This window comes from Rhizobium sp. P1_E1, from assembly GCF_056406015.1.
Window position 1 is genome coordinate 14,506 of record NZ_JBFUAY010000004.1, and the last position, 15,667, is coordinate 30,172.

The 15,667-nt window shown below is 60.9% G+C and carries 17 protein-coding genes; 10 read left to right on the forward strand and 7 right to left on the reverse strand.

The window, feature by feature from the left end; translation table 11 throughout:
* The first annotated feature begins 3 nt into the window (after positions 1 to 3).
* Positions 4 to 1,350: a sigma-54-dependent transcriptional regulator gene (locus AC1D1Z_RS03120; RefSeq protein WP_130652820.1), complete on the forward strand. Its 1,347-nt coding sequence runs from the start codon at positions 4 to 6 to the stop codon at positions 1,348 to 1,350.
* A 32-nt stretch (positions 1,351 to 1,382) separates the two neighbouring features.
* Here the strand turns inward: AC1D1Z_RS03120 and AC1D1Z_RS03125 are convergent, their stop codons facing one another.
* Positions 1,383 to 1,850 (reverse strand): Lrp/AsnC family transcriptional regulator, encoded by a 468-nt coding sequence (locus AC1D1Z_RS03125; protein ID WP_003541645.1) that lies wholly within the window; start codon positions 1,848 to 1,850, stop codon positions 1,383 to 1,385.
* Positions 1,851 to 2,081: 231 nt separating this feature from the next.
* Between AC1D1Z_RS03125 and trxB the strand changes: the two genes are divergently transcribed.
* Together trxB and AC1D1Z_RS03135 are read left to right on the forward strand one after the other, a co-directional pair.
* Positions 2,082 to 3,056, forward strand: coding sequence for a thioredoxin-disulfide reductase (gene trxB / locus AC1D1Z_RS03130; RefSeq protein WP_130652821.1), 975 nt, complete (start codon positions 2,082 to 2,084; stop codon positions 3,054 to 3,056).
* Between the two features lie 22 nt (positions 3,057 to 3,078).
* Positions 3,079 to 3,975, forward strand: coding sequence for a LysR family transcriptional regulator VtlR (locus AC1D1Z_RS03135; RefSeq protein WP_018446649.1), 897 nt, complete (start codon positions 3,079 to 3,081; stop codon positions 3,973 to 3,975).
* Positions 3,976 to 4,001: 26 nt separating this feature from the next.
* Here AC1D1Z_RS03135 and AC1D1Z_RS03140 read toward each other — a convergent pair whose 3' ends face one another.
* A complete protein-coding gene (locus AC1D1Z_RS03140; RefSeq protein WP_130652822.1) occupies positions 4,002 to 4,310 on the reverse strand; it encodes a hypothetical protein in 309 nt (102 codons plus the stop codon).
* A gap of 218 nt (positions 4,311 to 4,528) precedes the next feature.
* On the opposite strand from AC1D1Z_RS03140, the gene AC1D1Z_RS03145 reads away from it, so the two are divergent.
* The 4 genes from AC1D1Z_RS03145 (at position 4,529) to AC1D1Z_RS03160 (ending at position 8,015) form a co-directional block, all read left to right on the forward strand.
* Positions 4,529 to 4,822, forward strand: coding sequence for an ArsR/SmtB family transcription factor (locus AC1D1Z_RS03145; protein ID WP_018484589.1), 294 nt, complete (start codon positions 4,529 to 4,531; stop codon positions 4,820 to 4,822).
* A 1-nt stretch (position 4,823) separates the two neighbouring features.
* On the forward strand, positions 4,824 to 5,990 hold the full coding sequence (locus tag AC1D1Z_RS03150; RefSeq protein ID WP_130652823.1) for an MFS transporter: 1,167 nt from the start codon (positions 4,824 to 4,826) through the stop codon (positions 5,988 to 5,990).
* Between the two features lie 25 nt (positions 5,991 to 6,015).
* Complete coding sequence (locus AC1D1Z_RS03155) at positions 6,016 to 7,140, forward strand: alkene reductase (protein WP_018243004.1); 1,125 nt, start codon at positions 6,016 to 6,018, stop codon at positions 7,138 to 7,140.
* A 74-nt stretch (positions 7,141 to 7,214) separates the two neighbouring features.
* On the forward strand, positions 7,215 to 8,015 hold the full coding sequence (locus AC1D1Z_RS03160; protein ID WP_477849480.1) for an aminoglycoside phosphotransferase family protein: 801 nt from the start codon (positions 7,215 to 7,217) through the stop codon (positions 8,013 to 8,015).
* Here the strand turns inward: AC1D1Z_RS03160 and AC1D1Z_RS03165 are convergent.
* Positions 8,012 to 9,034 carry an NAD(P)H-binding protein gene (locus AC1D1Z_RS03165; RefSeq protein ID WP_130652824.1) on the reverse strand — a complete coding sequence of 341 codons (1,023 nt, stop codon included), beginning with the start codon at positions 9,032 to 9,034 and terminating at the stop codon, positions 8,012 to 8,014. The two genes, AC1D1Z_RS03160 and AC1D1Z_RS03165, sit on opposite strands and share 4 nt — an antisense overlap.
* A 94-nt stretch (positions 9,035 to 9,128) precedes the next feature.
* Between AC1D1Z_RS03165 and AC1D1Z_RS03170 the strand changes: the two genes are divergently transcribed.
* Both AC1D1Z_RS03170 and AC1D1Z_RS03175 read left to right on the forward strand, forming a co-directional pair.
* Positions 9,129 to 10,028 carry a LysR family transcriptional regulator gene (locus tag AC1D1Z_RS03170; protein WP_018243007.1) on the forward strand — a complete coding sequence of 300 codons (900 nt, stop codon included), beginning with the start codon at positions 9,129 to 9,131 and terminating at the stop codon, positions 10,026 to 10,028.
* A 95-nt stretch (positions 10,029 to 10,123) separates the two neighbouring features.
* Complete coding sequence (locus AC1D1Z_RS03175) at positions 10,124 to 10,639, forward strand: GrpB family protein (RefSeq protein ID WP_130652825.1); 516 nt, start codon at positions 10,124 to 10,126, stop codon at positions 10,637 to 10,639.
* Positions 10,640 to 10,641: 2 nt separating this feature from the next.
* Here AC1D1Z_RS03175 and AC1D1Z_RS03180 read toward each other — a convergent pair whose 3' ends face one another.
* The gene (locus AC1D1Z_RS03180) at positions 10,642 to 10,923 is read right to left on the reverse strand and encodes a DUF2188 domain-containing protein (protein ID WP_017965291.1); all 282 of its coding nucleotides are present in this window, start codon (positions 10,921 to 10,923) and stop codon (positions 10,642 to 10,644) included.
* A 232-nt stretch (positions 10,924 to 11,155) separates the two neighbouring features.
* On the opposite strand from AC1D1Z_RS03180, the gene AC1D1Z_RS03185 reads away from it, so the two are divergent.
* Positions 11,156 to 12,253 (forward strand): calcium:cation antiporter, encoded by a 1,098-nt coding sequence (locus AC1D1Z_RS03185; RefSeq protein ID WP_130652826.1) that lies wholly within the window; start codon positions 11,156 to 11,158, stop codon positions 12,251 to 12,253.
* A 110-nt stretch (positions 12,254 to 12,363) separates the two neighbouring features.
* Here AC1D1Z_RS03185 and AC1D1Z_RS03190 read toward each other — a convergent pair whose 3' ends face one another.
* From AC1D1Z_RS03190 to AC1D1Z_RS03200, 3 genes are all read right to left on the reverse strand, one after another.
* Positions 12,364 to 13,233, reverse strand: a complete 870-nt coding sequence (locus AC1D1Z_RS03190) for a 3-deoxy-manno-octulosonate cytidylyltransferase (protein WP_130652827.1) — start codon at positions 13,231 to 13,233, stop codon at positions 12,364 to 12,366.
* 47 nt (positions 13,234 to 13,280) lie between these two features.
* Complete coding sequence (locus AC1D1Z_RS03195) at positions 13,281 to 14,186, reverse strand: glycosyltransferase family 8 protein (protein ID WP_130652828.1); 906 nt, start codon at positions 14,184 to 14,186, stop codon at positions 13,281 to 13,283.
* Positions 14,187 to 14,456: 270 nt separating this feature from the next.
* Positions 14,457 to 15,659: a pyridoxal phosphate-dependent aminotransferase gene (locus AC1D1Z_RS03200; protein WP_018243012.1), complete on the reverse strand. Its 1,203-nt coding sequence runs from the start codon at positions 15,657 to 15,659 to the stop codon at positions 14,457 to 14,459.
* Between the last annotated feature and the right edge of the window lie 8 nt (positions 15,660 to 15,667).

Below are 15,667 nucleotides of genomic sequence, written 5' to 3' on the forward strand. Positions count from 1 at the left end.
GTCATGGACACACTGATGCCCGTTGCGCTGATCGACGACGACAAGGATCTGCGCCGTGCCACCGCGCAGACGCTCGAACTCGCCGGATTTTCCGTTTCCGCCTACGACGGTGCGAAAGCCGCGCTGGCGGACCTGCCGGCGGACTTTGCCGGCCCCGTCGTCACCGATATCCGCATGCCCGAGATCGACGGACTGCAGTTCTTCGCCACGCTGCAAGGGATGGACGTCGACCTGCCGGTGATCCTGATGACCGGCCACGGCGATATTCCCATGGCCGTTCAGGCGATCCAGGACGGCGCCTATGATTTCATCGCCAAGCCCTTCGCAGCCGATCGGCTCGTGCAGAGCGTGCGTCGCGCAAGCGAAAAGCGTCGGCTTGTTCTGGAGAACCGCATGCTGCGCAAAGCAGCCGAAGATGCGCAGGAGAATTTGCCGCTGATCGGCCAGACGCCTGTGATGGAAAACCTCAGAAACATTCTTCGCCACATCGCCGATACCGATGTGGATGTGCTCGTCGCCGGCGAAACGGGCAGCGGTAAGGAAGTGGTCGCCCAGATCCTGCATCAATGGAGCCACCGCCGGAAGGGCAATTTTGTGGCGCTGAACTGCGGCGCCCTGCCCGAAACCGTCATCGAAAGCGAGCTGTTCGGCCACGAGGCCGGCGCCTTTACCGGCGCCCAGAAGCGCCGCACGGGCCGCATCGAACATGCAAGCGGCGGCACGCTGTTCCTCGACGAGATCGAAAGCATGCCGGCCGCTACGCAGGTCAAGATGCTGAGGGTGCTGGAGATGCGCGAAATCACGCCGCTCGGCACCAATGAGGTGCGCCCCGTCAATCTTCGCGTCGTCGCGGCTGCCAAGATCGACCTCGGGGATCCCGCGGTTCGCGGCGATTTTCGCGAGGATCTCTATTACAGGCTGAATGTCGTGACGATCTCCATTCCGCCGCTGAGAGAACGGCGGGACGATATTCCGCTTCTGTTTTCCCACTTCGCCGCTCGCGCCGCGGAGCGCTTCCGTCGCGATGTCCCGCCGCTTTCACCTGATGTACGGCGACATCTGGCCTCGCACACATGGCCAGGCAATGTCCGCGAGCTCTCGCATTATGCCGAACGCGTGGTGCTTGGCGTGGAAGGCGGCGGAGCGGCAGCGGTCCCTCCTCAGCCGACGGGTGCGACACTCCCCGAACGGCTGGAACGCTACGAGGCGGAGATCATCCGCGACACGCTGTCAGCCAATGACGGCGACGTGCGCCGCACCATCGAGGCGCTCGGCATTCCGAGAAAGACGTTTTATGACAAACTTCAGCGCCACGGCATCAACCGGGGCGGCTATAGCTCGCGCAAGTAATCCGTGACGACGATTAACCTGCCAAGGTCGTTTTAGACTTCGACCAGTCCCAGCTTCTTCACCTGCCGGATCGTCAGCATGGTGCGCACGGTATCGACATGTTCGTTCGCCGTCAGCACCTCGATGACGAAATCCTGAAAGCGGGTGAGGTTCTCCGCCACGCAATGCAGCAGGAAATCGCTGTCGCCCGAGACCATCCAGGCCTGGCGCACCAGCGGCCATTCGGCGGTGGCAGCGGCGAAGGCCTTGAGATTGCCTTCCGACTGGTGCTTGAGGCCGACCATGCAGAAAGCGACGAGGTCGAAGCCGAGCTTCGGGCTGTTCAGCATCGCGTGGTAGCCCTCGATGATGCCGGCTTCCTCGAGCTTGCGCACACGGCGCAGGCAAGGCGGCGCCGAGATGCCGACGCGATCGGCGAGCTCCACATTGGTCATGCGGCCATCGGCCTGCAGTTCCCGGAGGATCTTTATATCGATGACGTCGAGTTCCGCACGCCCCACATCATTGCCTTTCTTTAATTCTCCGCGGGGAGCTTCTATATAAAGCCGCGGAATACGCAAGAAAGTTTCACGCCGATGACGGATTCTTGCACATCTGGGCGATTTGCCTTGTTGGTAACGCAAGGCTGCCCTTGAATAAAAGCATTGGACGTTCATAAATGGCGCATGGACCGCGAAACGGCCGCAATCGCCACTTAGCCGCCGCCCTCCTGCCAGTCGAAAGGAAATGACATGCCCGCCCGCCACACCAAGGTGCTCATCATCGGTTCCGGACCCGCAGGCTATACTGCCGCGGTCTATGCCGCGCGCGCCATGCTGAAACCGGTTTTGATCGCCGGTCTCGAACAGGGCGGACAGCTGATGATCACCACTGATGTCGAGAACTATCCGGGCTTTGCCGATCCGATCCAGGGTCCCTGGCTGATGGAACAAATGCTGCAGCAGGCAAAACATGTCGGCGCCGAAATCGTCAACGACCTCGTGACCGAAGTCGACATGAATCAGCGTCCGTTCGTCGCCCGCACCGACAGCGGCCAGGTCTGGACCGCCGATACGCTGATCATTGCCACCGGTGCCAAGGCCAAATGGCTCGGCATCGAGAGCGAGCAGCATTTCCAGGGCTTCGGCGTTTCGGCTTGCGCCACGTGCGACGGTTTCTTCTATCGCAACAAGGACGTGATCGTGGTTGGCGGCGGCAACAGCGCCGTCGAGGAGGCGCTCTATCTCTCCAACATCGCCAAGTCGGTTACATTAGTGCACCGGCGCGACTTCTTCCGAGCCGAGAAGATCCTGCAGGAACGCCTGTTCTCCAAGGAGAATGTCAAGGTGCTGTGGAATACCGAAGTGGCCGAAATAACAGGCACACCGGCCAAGCCGCCAATGCCGCAATCCGTATCCGGCGCGCGCCTGCGTGACGTCAGAACCGGCACGATCACCGACATGGTGATCGATGGCGTCTTCGTCGCGATCGGCCATGCGCCGGCAACCGAACTCTTCAAGGAAAAGCTGAAGCTGAAGGACAATGGCTATCTCTGGACCGCGCCGGATTCGACCGCGACCAGCCTGGACGGGGTCTATGCCGCGGGCGACGTGACGGATGATACGTTCCGCCAGGCGATCACTGCCGCCGGCCTGGGGTGCATGGCTGCACTTGAAGCCGAGCGATATCTGACGGGCCACATGCCCGTCGCCGTGGCCGCGGAGTAAGATCGGCATGAGGGGTGGGGGAATGCCATTGGATTGGGACAAGCTGCGTATTTTTCACGCAGCTGCCGAGGCGGGTTCGTTCACGCATGCGGCGGATAAACTGCATCTGTCCCAATCCGCCATCAGTCGCCAGGTCAGCGCGCTGGAGCAGGATGTCGGCACCAAGCTGTTTCACCGCCATGCACGCGGCCTGATTCTGACGGAACAGGGCGAACTGCTTTACCGCACCGCCCATGACGTGCTGCTGAAGCTCGAAACCGTGAAGATGCAGCTCACCGAGACGACCGAGACGCCATCCGGCAAGCTGCGCGTCACGACGACGGTCGGTCTCGGCCAGGGCTGGCTGACCGACAAGATCCAGGAGTTCCTGCAGCTTTATCCCGATGTGCAGATCCAGCTGATCCTCGACAACGAGGAAGTGGATGTGAACATGCGTCATGCCGACTGCGCGATCCGCCTGCGCCAGCCGCAGCAATCCGACCTCATCCAGCGCAAGCTCTTCACCGTGCACATGCACGTCTATGCGGCCCCGTCCTACATCAACCGCCACGGCGAGCCGCAGAAGGTCGAGGATCTCGACAATCACCGCATCATCACCTTCGGTGAGCCGGCGCCGAGTTACCTGCTCGACGTCAATTGGCTTGAGGTCGCCGGCCGCTCCTCCGACAACAAGCGCATCCCGCATCTGCAGATCAACAGCCAGACCTCGATCAAGCGCGCCGCCCTGCTCGGAATCGGCGTCGCCTGCCTGCCGGATTACATCGTCGGTCGCGACCCCGGCCTGATTCAGCTGGCGATCAATGCCGACGTCCCCTCCTTCGACACCTATTTCTGCTATCCAGACGAGATCAAGAACGCCGCCAAGCTGAAAGCCTTCCGCGATTTTATCGTCAGCAAGGCCAGAAACTGGAACTTTTGAGCCCGGTTTTATTGATGAATCGTCGACTATGCAGAACGTGCATGACTGGCATGCACAAATGAGGGTTGCCGTTTGCCCAATAAACCACCATATCGCACATAGCTGATGCACATGGTGGCTTTTCCTCCCAGTTCCACCGCATTAGCTGTTCCCCTCTGGAGGTTTTTGACCTTCACACTTATAAGGGCCCTGGTTTTCCAGTGGCCCTCTTTTTTTGCCCTTACTTCCTCGATAAATGCCGCACCGCAAAAAAATTGTGCGGCGCATAGCAGACATGCACAAAAAAGCATTGAAACCTGCTCAAGGAAGCACCATATCTCTCTGAGCTGATGCATCTTGTGGTTTCTCTCCCAGTACCACCGCATTAGCTGTTCCCCTCTGGAGGTTTTTGACCTTCACAATTACAAGGGCCCTGGTTTTCCGGTGGCCCTCTTTTTTTGCCCAAAATTTGCGCACTCACTAAAAACCACGGCCTCACGCCTCCGTGATTTGCATATCGAAACCTGCCGATCATTATATCGATTAAACACGATTTATAGTTCGGCGAATGACGATGGACAAAGACGAAATTATCAAGGCCCTCGCCCATCCCACCCGGATGGACATTCTGAGCTGGCTGAAAAACCCCGAGGAACACTTCCCCTCGCAGGAGCATCCTTTCGAAATGGGCGTCTGCGCCAGCCAGTTCGAGCGCTGCGGCCTGTCGCAGTCGACCGTTTCGGCCCATCTCGGCACGCTGCATCGCGCCGACCTCGTCACCACCAAACGCGTCGGCCAGTGGATCTTTTACAAGCGCAACGAAGAAACGATCGCCGCCTTCCTCAAGCAACTGACGCAGGATCTTTAGAATGCCCCTCGCCCTCCTCGTCCTCGCCTTGAGCTCGTTTGCGATAGGCACCACCGAATTCGTCATCATGGGTCTGTTGCCGGAGGTGGCTGCCGATCTCTCGGTCAGCATCCCGCAGGCCGGGTGGCTGGTCACCGGTTATGCCCTGGCGGTCGCGATCGGCGCCCCTGTGATGGCCGTTTCGACTGCGAAGCTGAAGCGCCGTACCGCCCTGATTGCGCTGATGGCATTCTTCATCGCCGGCAACCTGCTTTGCGCTCTGGCGAGCGATTATTGGGTGCTGATGATCGCCCGAGTCGTTACGGCACTCTGCCATGGCGCCTTCTTCGGCATCGGCTCGGTGGTTGCCGCCGGCCTCGTCGCCGAGGATCGCAAGGCCCGCGCCGTCGCGCTGATGTTCACCGGCCTGACACTTGCCAATGTTCTTGGCGTGCCGCTCGGCACCGCGATCGGCCAGGCCTATGGCTGGCGCGCCACCTTCGGCGTTGTCACCGTCATCGGTATCGTCACCATATCAGGCCTGATCGCCATCCTGCCCAGGGATAAGCAGCAAAAGAACGGCAGCATCCTGCGTGAGATCGCAGCCCTCAGGAATGGCCGCCTGTGGCTGGCACTCTCCACCACCGTCTTCTTCGCCGCCTCTATGTTCGCTCTCTTCACCTATATTGCGCCGCTGCTGCGCGACGTCACCGGCGTTTCGCCGGAAGGCGTCACCTGGACGCTGTTTCTGATCGGCCTTGGACTGACCATCGGCAACCTCGTCGGCGGCAAGCTTGCCGACTGGCGGCTCGGCGCGACGCTTGCCGGCGTCTTCGCCGCGATCGCCACGACCTCGATCGCCTTCAGCTATACGAGTCGCTTCTTCATCCCGGCTGAAATCACCCTCTTCCTCTGGGCGATGGCAAGCTTTGCCGCCGTGCCGGCGCTTCAGGTCGGCGTCGTCGGCTTCGGCAAAGACGCTCCGAATCTCGTCTCGACGATCAACATCGGCGCCTTCAACACCGGCAATGCGCTCGGCGCTTGGGTGGGCGGCGTGGTCATCGACGCCGGTTTCGATCTCACCCGCGTTCCGCTCGCCGCAGCCTTGATGGCCCTGATAGGCCTCGGCGCGACGGCACTCACCTATCTCTCCGCCAGGGGCCGGGCCGCCCTCGCCCCTGCCGAGTGATCCTCCCGCAAAAGAAAGGACCATCATGGCCAAGCTTTTCGAACCCACGAAAGTCGGCGACATATCAGTCAAGAACCGCATCGTCATGGCGCCACTCACCCGCAACCGATCGCCGGGCGCAATTCCCAACGACCTCAACGTCGAATATTACCGCCAGCGCGCCACATCAGGCCTGATCATCACCGAAGCAACCGCGATCACCCATCAGGGCCAGGGTTATGCCAACGTGCCTGGTCTCTACACCAAAGAGGCTCTCGACGGCTGGAAGCGCGTCACCGACGCGGTCCATGCATCAGGCGGCAAGATCGTCGTCCAGATGTGGCATGTCGGCCGCATCTCGCACACGACATTGCAGCCGAACGACGGCAAGCCGGTTTCATCGACCAATCGTGTCGCCAAGGCCAAGACCTATCTGGTCAATGCCGACGGCACCGGCAGCTTTGCCGACACCTCCGAACCACGCGCGCTCGAAACCGCMGAAATCCCCGGCATCATCGAGGATTACCGCAAGGCCGCACGGGCGGCGATCGACGCCGGCTTTGACGGTGTCGAGATCCACGGCGCCAACGGTTACCTGCTCGACCAGTTCATCCGCGACGGCGTCAATGACCGTACTGATGCATATGGCGGCTCGATCGAAAACCGCACCCGCCTGACTTTCGAAGTCGTCGATGCCGTGGTGAAGGAAATCGGCGCCGGCCGCACGGCGATCCGCATCTCACCGGTGACGCCGTCCGGCGAAAGCTACGATTCCAACCCGCAGGCGACCTTCACCCATGTCGTCGAGGGACTGGCCAAACACGACCTGGCCTATATCCATGTCATCGAAGGCCAGACCGGCGGCGAACGGGACTATAAGCAGGGCGACAATCCCGCCTTCGATTACAAGGGACTGCGCCAGACTTACGAAAAGGCTGGCGGCAAGGCCGACTGGATGGTCAACAATGGCTATGATCGCGATCTGGCGATCGACGCCGTCGCAAGCGGCCGCGCCGATCTCGTCGCCTTCGGCAAGCCTTTCATTGCCAATCCCGATCTCGTCGAGCGCCTGGTACACAATCTGCCGCTCAACACGCCCGACCAGTCGACCTTTTACGGCGGCACCGGCAAGGGCTATATTGACTATCCCGTCCTCGAAAAAGTCGCCTGAACCTTTCACACGCGAATGGGAATCCCGCCGAAAGGCGGGATTCCCATTTTCACGACCTCTCAGTAAGTTGCACCATGTTTAGTCCCCATCTTGATCGCTGGTCGCTGATATCAGACGGTGAACCCATCATCACCCATTCCAGCCGCCTGCTGCCGGTCCGCTGGCAGGGCAGGCCAGCCATGCTGAAAGTGGCGGCCGATATCGACGAACGTTATGGCGCGCTATTGATGCAATGGTGGGACGGCGACGGCGCAGCCTATGTCTACGCCCATGAGGGCGACGCCGTGCTGCTGGAAAGGGCGACGGGAAAACGCTCATTGCTTGCCATGGCGATGAACGGCGAGGACGACGAGGCAAGCCGCATCCTCTGCCGGACAGCGGCACGGCTGCATGCGCCGCGCGAAAAACCGCTTCCCGATCCCATACCCCTCACCCGCTGGTTCCRCGATCTGGAGCCGGCAGCAGGCAAGCATGGCGGCACGCTTACCGATTGCTCGGCGATCGCCAACACCCTCCTTGCCGATCAGCGTGAAGTCACCATCCTCCACGGCGACATCCACCACGACAATATCCTCGATTTCGAGGCACGCGGCTGGCTGGCAATCGATCCGAAGCGGCTCCATGGCGAACGCGGCTTCGATTTCGCCAATATCTTCGCCAACGAGGAACTGCCAACGATCACCGATCCCGCCCGTTTCCGCCGCCAGCTCGCCATCGTCTCAGCAGAGGCGAAACTGGAGCCGAAGCGGCTGCTGCGATGGATCGCCGCCTATTCCGGTCTTTCCGCCGCCTGGTTCCTCGGCGATCCGAATATTCAGCAGGCAGAGACAGCCCTGACGGTCGCCCGGATCGCGCTGGCCGAACTCGAGAGCTAACCCGCGTTCTGCGACGGGTGCCCGATAAGGGCGGCCGCGGCTTGACGGTGCGGTTCGGGCAGGCAGCCAAGCGCCACGAGCGAAGCCCTGACCGCCTCGTCGATCGGCGTCTGCGGCTCCTTGCCGAGTTCGGCCGTAAGCCTGGTATTCCGCATCCGCACCGGCACCTTCCAGAGATAGCGCATCTCCTTGATCTCCCGCATCACGGGAACGAAAGGAGCGGTCAGCGGCACGATCCACCAAGGGAAGTTGCCGATCTTCGCCCTACCGCCGACGACGCGCTTGATCGCTTCGGCCATCTGCATGCCGTCCGCATCCCAGAAGCCCTCCATGTGATAGACGGCGAAAGGCGGCAGTCGATCGGCCCGCTCGACGAGTTGGGCAATGGTTTCTGCCATGTCGGGCAGGTAGGCCCATTGATGGCCGATGCCACGCCGTGCCGGGTTCCTGATCGTGCCGACCGGCTTGCCTGGGGTCACGAGGCCGGACGAAAACCAGCTATTGGCCGTCGTGCCTGGACCGAAGAAATCCCCTCCCCTGACGATGATGGCGCCGGCGCCGGACTGCGACGCCGCCTTCAGCCGCTTCTCCATTTCGACGCGGATCGCCCCCTTCTTCGTCACCGGATTCTGTGGGCTTTCTTCCGTCGGCGCCGGCTGGGCATCGGGACCAAAATTATAGACGTTGCCCGGCAGCACGACGCGCACGCCGACTACGCGAGCAGCGGCGATGGTATTGTCGAGCATCGGCAGCACCAGCGTTTCCCAGTCGCGATAACCGGGCGGATTGACAGCATGGACGATCAGGCCGACGCCTTCAGCCGCCCTCAGGACGTCGCCGGCATTCATCGCATCGCCCTGCACCCATTCGAAAGCCGGCTCGTTCCTCGACGCTTTGGCGGCGTCACGGTTCAGCGCCCGGATGCGCCAGCCGCGCGCAAGCAGCTTGCGGGCAACCGCGCCGCCGATACCGCCTGTGGCGCCGAGAATGAGGGCCGTCGTCTTCATTTTGCTGCTCATGACAATCATCTCCTTCGATCGGATGAGAGGATCATGCCCCCAGAAGGGAATAAACGAAATTGACGAAATAAATGCATCTGCTATACAAAAATATATGAGCGTCGAACCAAGCTGGGATTTCTACCGCAGTTTCCTGACCGTGCTCCAGCAAGGGTCGCTGTCAGCCGCCGCCCGCGAACTGGGGCTGACTCAACCGACCATAGGCCGCCATGTCGACGCCCTGGAACTGGCGATCGGCGCCGAACTCTTCACCCGCTCACCGAACGGCCTGCTGCCGACCGACGCCGCACTGGCGCTCAAGCCCTATGCCGAAACGCTGGCGGCAACCACCGCCGCCCTTTTGCGCACAGCATCCGGCCAGCGCGATTGCGTGACGGGAACGGTCAGGGTCAGCGCCAGCGAGGTCATCGCCGTCGAAGTACTGCCTGCGATTCTCGGACCGCTGCAGGAGACTTATCCGGAACTTCAAATCGAGCTCTCGGCTTCCGATACGATCGAGGACCTGGTGAACCGCGAAGCCGATATTGCCGTGCGCATGGCCGAACCGCAGCAGGACGCACTCGTCGTGCGCCGAATCGGCGATATCCCGCTCGGCTTTCACGCCCATCGCCGCTATCTCGAACGATACGGCATTCCGCAGACCCTGGCTGACCTCGCAAACCACCGGCTCATCGGCTTCGACCGGCAGACGGCCTATGTCCGCATGGTGATGAAACGTTATGCGGTGCCTGGCATCGAGTTCTCCTTCCGCTCCGACAGTAACCTTGCCCAACTTTCGGCGATCCGTGCAGGCGTTGGCATCGGCATCTGCCAGACAGGGCTCGCGCGTGAAAATCCAGACCTTGTTCACATCCTGCCTGATGCCTTCAGCATTCCGCTCGGCACGTGGGTGGCGATGCATGAGAGCCTGAAGTCTTCGCCGCGCTGCCGCGCTACCTTTGATGTATTGGTCAAGGGACTTCAGGACTATCACCGATATTCGACCAGCGCATAATCGCGAAAATCAGAATCGATTTTCGCAAAGAATCATGCGCAAATTTCGAAGCGATAGAGCCTCCTTAACGCGTCGAGCACCACAGCGGGATGAAAATGATAACGCACAGCCCGGTTGAACTCGTGCCTCACGATCCGCAATGGCCGCAAGCCTTCCAGCGCATCCGCAACAGGCTGCTGACCTTGCTGCCGCAGGCGCTCTCCATCGATCACATCGGCAGCACGTCCATACCGGGCATGACAGCCAAGCCGCTTATCGATATCGACATTGTTCTTCCCGACCTCGGGCATATCGAGGGCGCCACACGCGTGCTCCTGGTAGAAGGCTACGAGCCACGCGGCAACCGCTATGACGACGAGGTTTGGGCTTTTCTATCGAGAGGTTCAGTGCCGGCGGAACGGGTCTACCTTTGCCCTTCCGGCAACGGCACGCATCGAAACAGGCTGGCTTTCCGGGATTATCTCATCGCGCATCCGCAAGCGGCGGCCGATTATACCGCGCTCAAACGCAGGCTGGCAGCCGAATTCAGGATGGACGGCGACCGCTACACTGCGCATAAGCGCGAATTCGTCGATGCGATCGTCGCGCGGGCATTGACGGGCGATGCTTAGCTTCAAATGCCTTGCGAGGCCTCGGCCGTACGGTCCTTCCACAGACCGTCCACCACTTCGGTTTCCGGCCGGTCGCCGCCCTCGGCATATTCCTCATGCCATTTGCCGTTCTCGTCCTGCCAACTGATCTCGGCGGAATCGCCGCCGACCTGCTGTTCGGCCGCGACGATGCGCGCAGCTTCGAGCGCCTCGGCATGGGTCGGGAATGCCTCGGAATAGACACCTCCCAGCCTGTAGGCCCAGCCGCCGTCATGTGGCACGACTTCGTAGACCACCTTGATCATGCATCCGTCTCCTCATCTTCTTGTTGCGCATTCGCACGCTTCCGGACAGGATCCGGATCATCGCGGCCGCTTGACGAGAATTCGAGGACGCCGCGATCTGCTTTCCGGCCCCGATGACGTTCAGTATTCCATTAAACGCCGAAGACTGCAAATGGCACTCGACCGGAGCTCGCTTGATAGGCGAAATCAGCGACTTAGATAAAAATGCGTGAATCTGGACAGGAGGTGAGGCTTGAGGATCGCGTCACGCTTTAAAGAAGAAAAGTTTCTGGTCGCCGCACTTGTCGTTGCAGCGATCGCCTATCTCTTGGAACACGCCGTGATTGGGATGGGGCGCGGGGTCGCGCTGATCGCAGCCGTCGTCCTGGTCGGCACCATCGTGCTCGCCTCGATCCGCGTCGCCCATCATGCCGAACTGCTCGCCGTCAAGGTCGGTGATCCCTATGGCACGATGATCCTGACGCTCTCGGCTGTTGCCGTCGAAGTCATCATCCTCGCCATCATGATGGGCGGCGAGAGTTCGCCGACGCTGGTGCGCGACACGATCTACTCGGCCCTGATGCTCGATATCAACGGCATTCTCGGCCTTGCCGCCCTGCTCGGCGGCCTCAAGCACGGTGAACAGCCCTATAACGACAATTCCGGCAAGACCTACGGCGTGATGATCCTCACCGCCATGGGCATCTCGATGATCGTGCCGGAATTCGTGCCGAGCGACAAATGGCACTATTATTCCGCCTTCACCATCGTCGCGATGATCGCGCTCTACGGCCTCTTCCTGCGCATGCAGGTTGGCCAGCACAGCTATTTCTTCAGCTACAGCTACCCGCGCTCCGAACGGAAGAAAGAAACTCCGGACGAGCATGGCGCCGACGAGTCGACTGCAATCTCGATCGCCACCATTCTCGTCGGCGTCGTCATCATCGGCCTGCTGGCGGAGTTCATGGCGGCCTTCATGACCGAAGGCCTGCGCGACAGCGGCGCGCCGATCGCCGTGACCGCCGTCGTCGTCGCAGCGATTTCGGCGGCCCCCGAGATCCTGACCGCATTAAGGGCGGCACTCAGGAACCGCATGCAGGCGACGGTCAACATCGCCATGGGCGCCTCGCTGTCGACGGTCATCCTGACGGTGCCCGTCATGGAGGCGATCGCGCTCTATACTGGCCAGCCCTTCATCATGGCGATGACCCCGGTGCAGACGGTGATGGTGGCGATCACGCTGATTGCCGCCGCGATCAACCTCAACGACGGCGAGACCAACGCCATCGAGGGCATGACGCATTTCATCCTCTTCGCCACCTTCGTCATGCTGACGGCGCTGGGACTTTGAGGGCTCCCCTTCTCCCCGACAGGGGAATGGAGAGCAGCCATCCGCGCGCGGAACGTTAGCTCAAAGACAGCTTTCTCGACAGCCTCGCCTTTGGGGAGGGCTTTCGACAGTCATTCCTTCGACTTTTCGAGGAAACGCTGCTTGCGGGTTTTCGGCTTGAAGCGCCGGAAGAAACCCTCAATGGCGCGGATCGATTTGGTGACGGACATCAGCCTGTCGATCTGGCCGTTCGCATTGTGGAGCCGTTCCGACAGAACTTCAGCCGCAGTCATCGCGATCTCGATCGGCGGCACCTGTGGGAAGCGTTTGGCGAGTGCCGCATAGGGGCCGGCGTCCACGCCGCCCATCATCGAGATCGTGCCCATCCTGGCAAAGAGACGCAGGAAGATCTGCTCGAACGTCCAGTCGTGCACGTCGAAGACCTTCCACTTCTCGCTCCTCTTGGCCGAAAAGCCGGCGAGCAGGATCTTGCCCGGCAGTTGCAACTCGGCAAGCCAAAGCGCCATCGCAAAGCCGCTCGTCGCGATTTTGCCTGTCGGATAGAGGTCGCCGAGCACTTGCGTCAGATCGAGATGGCGGGTTCTGGCGCCCTTGAAGCCGCTCGCGTCACTGAAGTTCTCCTCCGGGGAGACGCGAATGTTGACGACGCCCAGAAAATCGTCGCCGGCAAAGAAACGCAGGACATCCACCACCTCGCGCCGGTGAACGATATTGGCGCCCATCACGCCGCTGCGGGCAATCAGCACCGCATGGCCGGCGAAGGGTTCGTCGAGCACCTTATAAACATTGTTGAAGAACACGTAGAGCGCTGTCTCCGGCAATTCGCTTCGCAGCCGTCCGAAATCGACCGCCTCGCTGTTTGCCACCAGCACGACGTGGGAATAGGGGGACAGCAACGCCTTCCACGCCTCCGGCATCAGGACGTTGAAGCCGCCATCTGCGGCGGCGGCACTCTGCGTATCACTGGGGATTGCTTCCATACCGGCTCACATGCACTTTCCAAGGACGATGCGCTCTGCCCGCCTTACTAGCTGTTGCTGAAATAGGCGCGCGTTCGTGCCAGCCGCGTCAGCCCGCCGATGCGCTTTCCCAAATGCGAGAAGAAACCCGCAACTCGACCCGCCATTGACGGCTGCCCGCAGAAAGAGGCCCACGGTGTGTTGCTGAGATCCTCGATATAGTGCTTGGCCATCCGCCGGTGCACCCAGGGCACGGTGGCCTGCCACGGCTTTTTCCGGCCGGTGAAATGAAGGATCGCCGGCCGGTCGACGAAGGGCAGCAGGCCCGTCTGCGTGTTCCAGCGCGGACCGAGCACCAGCCAGTCGCCGTCGAAGATGACATTCAGCGCATCCTGGTCGTTATTCTCGAAAAGATGCGACCGCTCCTCGAAGATCTCCCGTGTCCTCGCAAAAAGCTCCCTCTCCCGGCAGGCCGACCAGTCGAACAGCAGCACGCCGGCATTGAAATAGCGGCCGCCCTCGCGCATGCCGATCTTCCGCTGCCGGGCACCGGCCTTTTCAGGAAAGGCCATGACATAATCGTCGACCGCAGCCAGCGCTTTGCCTTGAAAATTTCTCGTGAAGAGTTCGTCGACCGGCGAAACCGCCAGCACATCGGCGTCGAGATAGAGCAGGCGCTCGATATGATCGGGTATATGCAGATCCATGTAGAGTCGCGCCAATGTCGCGCCCGACCAGCGGCCCCGCGCCTGCAGCGCCGTATCCGGCGTATTGTAGGGCAGCACCCTGATCGCCATGTCATGCAGCCGCGCGAAATTTCCCACCTCGGCGATCTCGTTCGGCTTGAGGTCGATGCCGAGAAGCAGGAACTCCACGGCAGGACCTGAGAGATTGCGCTTGACGGAAAGCAGGGTGCAGCAGGCGGCAGGCAGCATGTTGACATCCGAACAGACGATCACGGCACTCTGCTGCAAAATCCCGGCCTCCCGAAGCGGCACTTAAACTTGATGCCGGATATCTAGTTGGTTTGATGGCAACCCGCAACCGCAGATCACCCGCCGGACCGTCACTCTGCCGTCACGTTTTGAATCGGATTTCAACGACTTGAGAGGCAAAGCGGAATCAACTCCGCAGCATGTTGAATCGGGATGTGAGCGATAATCGCAGCGCCAGCCCAACGTCGCCGCAAACAAAAAGGCCCGCCGTCGCCGGCAGGCCTTCGATCGGTGTTTTTGAAAACCCGCTTACTTGCAGGCGCCGCAGAAGCGCTGGATGCGGCGGCAGGCTTCCTCGAGCTGCTCTTCCGAAGTCGCATAGGAGATACGGAAGTTCGGGCCGAGGCCGAAGGCCGAACCGTGAACAACGGCAACGCCTTCCGATTCCAGAAGTTCAGAGACGAAATCCTCGTCCGTCTCGATGACCTTGCCGGAGGGCGCGGTCTTGCCAATCAGACCCTTGCACGAGGGATAGACATAGAAGGCGCCCTCCGGCACCGGGCAGACAATACCCTTGGCCTGATTCAGCATCGAAACGACGAGATCGCGGCGGCCTTCGAAGATCTTCTTGTTCTCGGGGATGAAGTCCTGCGTGCCGTTCAGCGCTTCGACAGCCGCCCACTGGGCGATCGACGTCGCACCCGAGGTCTGCTGACCCTGGATCATGTCCATGGCCTTGATGAGCTGGATTGGGCCGGCCGCATAGCCGATACGCCAGCCGGTCATCGCATAGGCCTTGGAGACGCCGTTCATCGTCAGCGTGCGGTCGTAAAGCTGCGGCTCGACTTCCACAGGCGTAACGAACTTGAAGTCGCCATAGGTCAGGTGCTCGTACATGTCGTCGGTCAGCACCCAGACCTGCGGATTCTTCATCAGCACATCCGTCAGCGCCTTCAGCTCGTCATGCGTATAGGCGGCCCCCGTCGGGTTGGACGGCGAGTTGAAGATGAACCACTTGGTCTTCGGCGTGATCGCCTTTTCGAGATCGGCCGCCTGAAGCTTGAAGTTATGCTCCTGGGTGGCAGAAACGAAAACCGGCGTGCCGCCGCACAGTGCCACCATCTCAGGATAGGAAACCCAGTAAGGCGCCGGAATGACGACTTCGTCGCCGGGGTTCAGCGTTGCCATGAAGGCGTTGAAAAGGATCTGCTTGCCGCCGGTGCCGACGATGGTCTGCTCCCAGGAATAGTCGAGGCCGTTCTCGCGCTTGAACTTGGCGGCGATCGCCTTGCGCAATTCCGGGATACCGGAAACCGGCGTGTACTTCGTTTCGCCGCGGTTGATCGCGTCGATGGCCGCCTTCTTGATATTATCGGGCGTATCGAAATCCGGCTCACCGGCGCCGAGGCCAATGACGTCACGTCCTTTTGCTTTCAGCTCGCGCGCTTTCTGGGAGACGGCGATGGTGGCTGAAGGCTTCACACGGGAAAGAGCATCGGCAAGGAAAGCCATGATAACGG

Bases quoted from the DNA above. Each gene is read 5' to 3' on its own strand.
- AC1D1Z_RS03120 (WP_130652820.1), top strand. From the start codon at position 4: ATGGACACACTGATGCCCGTTGCGCTGATCGACGACGACAAGGATCTG.
- AC1D1Z_RS03175 (WP_130652825.1), top strand. From the start codon at position 10,124: ATGATAACGCACAGCCCGGTTGAACTCGTGCCTCACGATCCGCAATGG.
- AC1D1Z_RS03190 (WP_130652827.1), bottom strand. From the start codon at position 13,233: ATGGAAGCAATCCCCAGTGATACGCAGAGTGCCGCCGCCGCAGATGGC.
- AC1D1Z_RS03170 (WP_018243007.1), top strand. From the start codon at position 9,129: ATGAGCGTCGAACCAAGCTGGGATTTCTACCGCAGTTTCCTGACCGTG.
- AC1D1Z_RS03165 (WP_130652824.1), bottom strand. From the start codon at position 9,034: ATGAGCAGCAAAATGAAGACGACGGCCCTCATTCTCGGCGCCACAGGC.
- AC1D1Z_RS03145 (WP_018484589.1), top strand. From the start codon at position 4,529: ATGGACAAAGACGAAATTATCAAGGCCCTCGCCCATCCCACCCGGATG.
- AC1D1Z_RS03200 (WP_018243012.1), bottom strand. From the start codon at position 15,659: ATGGCTTTCCTTGCCGATGCTCTTTCCCGTGTGAAGCCTTCAGCCACC.
- AC1D1Z_RS03140 (WP_130652822.1), bottom strand. From the start codon at position 4,310: ATGCATCAGCTCAGAGAGATATGGTGCTTCCTTGAGCAGGTTTCAATG.
- trxB (WP_130652821.1), top strand. From the start codon at position 2,082: ATGCCCGCCCGCCACACCAAGGTGCTCATCATCGGTTCCGGACCCGCA.
- AC1D1Z_RS03135 (WP_018446649.1), top strand. From the start codon at position 3,079: ATGCCATTGGATTGGGACAAGCTGCGTATTTTTCACGCAGCTGCCGAG.
- AC1D1Z_RS03180 (WP_017965291.1), bottom strand. From the start codon at position 10,923: ATGATCAAGGTGGTCTACGAAGTCGTGCCACATGACGGCGGCTGGGCC.
- AC1D1Z_RS03150 (WP_130652823.1), top strand. From the start codon at position 4,824: ATGCCCCTCGCCCTCCTCGTCCTCGCCTTGAGCTCGTTTGCGATAGGC.